We start from the raw sequence: 4,788 nt of genomic DNA, 5'->3' as shown, positions 1-4,788 counted from the left end.
GAATTCAAAGACTGATGCAGCTTGAGTTGGAACTTACTGGCGAAACTTCTCTTCCCGTTTTGGAAGAGAGTAAAACAGCCAAAGCAAAAATTACTGATGCTGCAAACATTCCAAGTAGTGATGAAATCACTTTCCATCTCAATAAACTTGAAACACCTACTTCCCGCAAAGGCAGAATTGGTGCTGAAAGCACGGCATCTCTTGTTCGTGCTTTTGAAGCTCCAGGAAAAATGGCGCTTTCAGTAGCTGCATTATACTACGCAGCAAAAGCATTGCTGCCGGATGTAAGCAATTCTGAAATGGTAGCTAAAGCTGCTGAGGCTGGGGCAAGTGAAGCGGCAAACATCGATGTCTTCAACATTCTAAGCGGAGCCCATACCATTCCCGATTTACTCACCGCTGCGGTATTAACCACTACTGTTATTGGACCGGGGCTTGCTTTTCTGGGCGACGTTCGTGAACTTCGAAAAGCTGCTGGTGATTTTTTAAATGGAGACGAATCCAGCGCTGACAATGTGTATTACTATTCCGTTGGCGCCGCCACTTCTGCCATCATCGCATCTGGCGCAGCTTTAAGCGCTTCACCTATTACCCGTCCATTTGGAATGCTTATCGGAGCAAGTGGAATGGGAGCAATGGTCTTAGGAAAATTCCTTTTCTATAAATATAAAAGTTGGAGATCTTACCAAGCTCTTCGAGATGCGTATGCTACAGTTGCAAGCCCAGTGATCAATCTTGTTCTCCGAAACCCATTCAAATCTAAAACGAAACCTCAAATACAAACACTTCAAGAAAGTGCATCTATCTCATAAGGAAACAAAATGAAAAAACAATTTTCAACGATTAGTCTTTTGCTTGCTTTACTTGTATCAACGCAAGCACATGCAAAAACAAAAAACATTATCCTCATGATTGGTGATGGCATGGGCCCTCAACAAGTTTCGCAAGCTATCATGTATCGTCAAGCGATGAAATCGGACAAAGAAAAATTAAGCCTTGAAAAATTATATGAAAAAAGTCTTCACGCTGTTGCAAGCACAAACAGCGCAGACAGTGTTGTTACTGATTCTGCCGCTGCTGCTACCGCTCTTGCATGTGGGATAAAAACAAACAATGACATGGTTGGAAAAGATATAAATGGGAAACCGTGCACTTCCATTTTGCGTATCGCAAAGCAAATGGGAAAATCAACTGGGCTTGTGAGCACCACCAGAATTACACATGCAACACCTGCAAGTTTTGCTTCAGCAAATGTTTCCCGTGAAAATGAAAATGAAATTGCAAAACAATACGTAAACGAAGCTGCTGTAGATATTTTTCTTGGTGGAGGAGCTAGACAGTTTTTACCGCAGGGTGAAAGCTTCTCAGGCATTCCCGAGTGCAAAAGCGAAAAAAGAAATCCACTTCTTGAAGGAAAAAGTAAGCGTAAGGACTATCTTAGTCTCCTTTCACAAGCCAAGGACAATGGATACACTTTTGTCTGTACAAAACATCAACTTAACGCTTTACCACTTGGATCAAAAATTTTGGGAACTTTTGCAAACACACATCTTCCTCTTATTCAAGAACGCCAGCAGATTGCGGCTCTGCCAAGCTTGACGGAAATGACTGAAGTGGCATTGAAGCATTTATCACAAAATGAAAATGGATTTTTTATAATGATTGAAGGTGGTGAAATTGATTTTGCTGGTCACCGTAACGATGCTGCAACACAACTGAAAGAGACACTTGATTTTGACAAAGCTATTGCCGTTGCAATGAAGTTTGCAGATGAACATCCAGATACTCTTTTGCTGGTAACAGCCGATCATGAAACTGGCGGTTTTTCGATGAGCTACCAGCATCATAAACATGCAGCAAAACCTGTTCGTCTGGCTTCAAATGAAATGTATGAAGCGCGCTACAACAATCCAACACAACATATTTTTCGCCTCTTTGAACAGCAAACTGGTTCTTTTGATACCATTCTCAATCCATCCCTTGAACTGCTTTCATCAACGGACAAAGCAAATGCATCTGAGTGGGAAACACATTTTAAAACCGCAGTGCATTTGCTCATGAAAAATATAAGAGCAAACAGCGCTTACACTCTTTCTGAAGAAGAAGCAAAAGACGTACTAACTATATCAGAGGCTCATGAACCAATGCCGGGACATTATGATCCCAATCCTTTTTCAAGTTCCGATGAAATTGAATACGTGGGAAACAAGCTTGCACACTACATTTCAGAGCAGTCGTTTTCTGTATGGGCCACTGGAAATCATACGCATATTCCAGTTGATGTTTTTGCTTATGGAAAAACTTCGGACATCAAAAATAATTTTCCTGCTCTCATGGACAACACTGATATCTTCAAGATGATGAAAACAGCTTTTGGGAGATGATTTTTTTATATATTGCCCCAACATTTTTGAGCACCGCGTATTACAATTACTTCCTCTTCCTTGCTCAACTCTTTGCCTGTTGCATCTAAGAAAACGCTCATATTAGTCTGCACCGAACAAGCTGTATCGGGGTGATCTTGGGAAACATAAGTAAAGTCGATACTTGCAATTGTCTTCACCGGAATTTCTGACGATGAAGAATGCGGAGCTTCAGTAGCAAAAAAAGTAATTTGTTTGAGTTTGTTGCGGCTGGCCGGTTGCAAAAGCTTGTTTGTTTTTTGTATGAGAACACTGCTTTCATCAAAATGCGTCGCGTACTTAAACGGCTCTGATGTTCTCGTCTCCTCATCTTCAGCCCGCTGCTGCCACAACACGCGAAGCAATGCAGGCATTTCGTCCTTGGTTACTTCTCCATCTGAAAAAATCTTCGCAAGCTGATTTGCCCCTGATACTGACGTAGTCATAAGCACCTCACTTTACGGATTATCCGTCATAATGAGGGCTAGCGAAATTTGCAGAAAGAAGCAAGAGGCATAAAAAAACGCCCCAGCAATTGTGCGGAGGCGTTTTGGATAGGTGATTCTAAGGAGTTAATTTAAATCATTCTCTTATTGCTAACCCCATCTGATGAACTTGTACGCCATAATTACCAGTTGCTTTTCCAAAGACATACACTGAACTACCCACTTCAGGCCCAGAATGAGTATTAGGTGTTTCATCAAATTCCACACTTATACTTTCGGGAAGTACAAGACGTACGCTTCGACCATCAAACACGCCATTAATCATGTTACTACGTTTTACTATCGGAATAGCACCAGAACCATTTGAAACCCACACTGTATCTTCATTCTGTGAACTTTCTACCACTTTAATGCCATTCACAAAGACAAGATCTGAGCGCCTGTTTGCAAGCTCTGCAGCTCTTTCCACGGGATATACAGATTCTCCAAAAAATCGATTTAACACTGTAGCATTTGATGTAAAACCACCGTTTCGAAAATAAATTTCTTGCCCAATCTTTTCTTGCCTTCCTAGTCTAGCCATAACATGTGACATCATCAAAGTAAAGCCATCTAAAGCAAAATAAGCAGCTGCCAATCCTGCAAGTGAAAGAGGCAATGAAAGTAAATAATCACTCGTTCCCACCCACTCTAAGAGACCAGCTCTGCCACCTGAAAAAGCATCCAAAGCTTTCGGATAGGCATCCATTTTTACAAGAGCATATGCTGAAGCACCTTGCGCAACTATCCCAACACCCCCCTTAGACATGGAAATTATGGGATGATGAGCTGGTTGAAGTTGAGGCATTCTCGCTAACGCCATAGAACTTGAGAGTAATCCTGAACCCGAAAGAGGTGATATCATAATGTCTCCTTTTTTTTGTTTTGAAAAAAATTGTATCGTTCAGCTTAGCTTTCATAACTAATTAACCTAATTTATTGACCAACTTGAATCAAACTTGCGTGGTGGGAGCGTTATGGCTCTCCTTGATCTCTGCAATTCTTCTTTCAGTCTGTCTATTACGTAACGACTTCGAGTAAGTTCCACTTCTGATTCCAGCAATTTTCTCTTCACTTTCTCCATTTCAGAACGCCCTTGGGCAAATTCTGCTTTTAAGCTCTGCAATTCTTCTTTCAGTCTGTCTATTACGTAACGACTTCGAACAAGTTCTGTTTCTGATTTCTGCAGAGAAAGCTCTCCTTTATCCCCTTCATTTCTCCAAAACATCTGAAGGCGTGGATAGGTTTTATCTTCAAATAGTGAGACTTCTCTATATGGGCCGATATAATCATAGATTTCCTCTGAAGTCCTAATATCGGAATACTCCCTTGGGATTTTTTTCAACAATGCCTGCTGCAGTTGCTTACTTGTTTTATATGGTTTTCCCTTTTTAGTAGCAGTAAAAAAAATTGTATCATTCGATGATGACATCGTTTTATTATTCGATCTTTCCTGTATAATCATGGTCTTAATTTTGACACGAATAATGATATCATCAAGAGTGAAGGTGCTATCTGTTTCCAGTCTCGAAACAGACTTGTGTGGAGTCTTCTCCTCTACAAATGGGCCGACAGCTATTGTTTCTCCTTTAGTCATCTTTCGAACATCTTTTACATTAAATTTTAAAAGGTGGATGCTATCCTTTGCCTTAGCATAAGCTGTTTGAATAAGGTCTTTGTGACTCATGCTCTCGGCTTCACCTGTCTCAAGTGAATAATAAACATCTTGACCTGTATATTTTGTTGGTACTTGGCATTCATAAGGAACATCTTTATGGACAAGTTGAGCCCGAAGTTTTTCTACTTCTTGTGGAGTAATATAGTCCCCCCTGAAAAACCCTCCATGAGCACATCGAAGTGAGTAATGAGAGTGGTTTACGGTTTGGTGTTGTTGAAAAAAG

The 4,788-nt window shown here is 40.8% G+C and carries 4 protein-coding genes and 1 pseudogene (1 of these 5 only partly in view); 2 read left to right on the top strand and 3 right to left on the bottom strand.

Annotation, left to right across the window (positions count from 1 at the left end; translation table 11 throughout):
* Both COV43_02860 and COV43_02855 read left to right on the top strand, forming a co-directional pair.
* Positions 1 to 812, top strand: a pseudogene (locus COV43_02860) (hypothetical protein) (it extends 1,183 nt beyond the left edge of the window).
* Positions 813 to 821: 9 nt separating this feature from the next.
* The gene (locus COV43_02855; protein ID PIR25948.1) at positions 822 to 2,384 is read left to right on the top strand and encodes a hypothetical protein; all 1,563 of its coding nucleotides are present in this window, start codon (positions 822 to 824) and stop codon (positions 2,382 to 2,384) included.
* 5 nt (positions 2,385 to 2,389) lie between these two features.
* Here COV43_02855 and COV43_02850 read toward each other — a convergent pair whose 3' ends face one another.
* From COV43_02850 to COV43_02840, 3 genes are all read right to left on the bottom strand, one after another.
* Positions 2,390 to 2,848, bottom strand: a complete 459-nt coding sequence (locus COV43_02850) for a hypothetical protein (GenBank protein PIR25947.1) — start codon at positions 2,846 to 2,848, stop codon at positions 2,390 to 2,392.
* 136 nt (positions 2,849 to 2,984) lie between these two features.
* Positions 2,985 to 3,752, bottom strand: a complete 768-nt coding sequence (locus COV43_02845; GenBank protein ID PIR25946.1) for a hypothetical protein — start codon at positions 3,750 to 3,752, stop codon at positions 2,985 to 2,987.
* Between the two features lie 66 nt (positions 3,753 to 3,818).
* Positions 3,819 to 4,788: hypothetical protein (locus COV43_02840; GenBank protein ID PIR25945.1), on the bottom strand; the 970-nt coding region annotated here is incomplete at its 5' end.

The organism is Deltaproteobacteria bacterium CG11_big_fil_rev_8_21_14_0_20_42_23, from assembly GCA_002796345.1.
GTDB lineage: Bacteria > UBA10199 > UBA10199 > 2-02-FULL-44-16 > 2-02-FULL-44-16 > 1-14-0-20-42-23.
The sequence above is the reverse complement of the archived record's forward strand: the minus strand, read 5'-3'. Positions and strand labels throughout refer to the sequence as shown.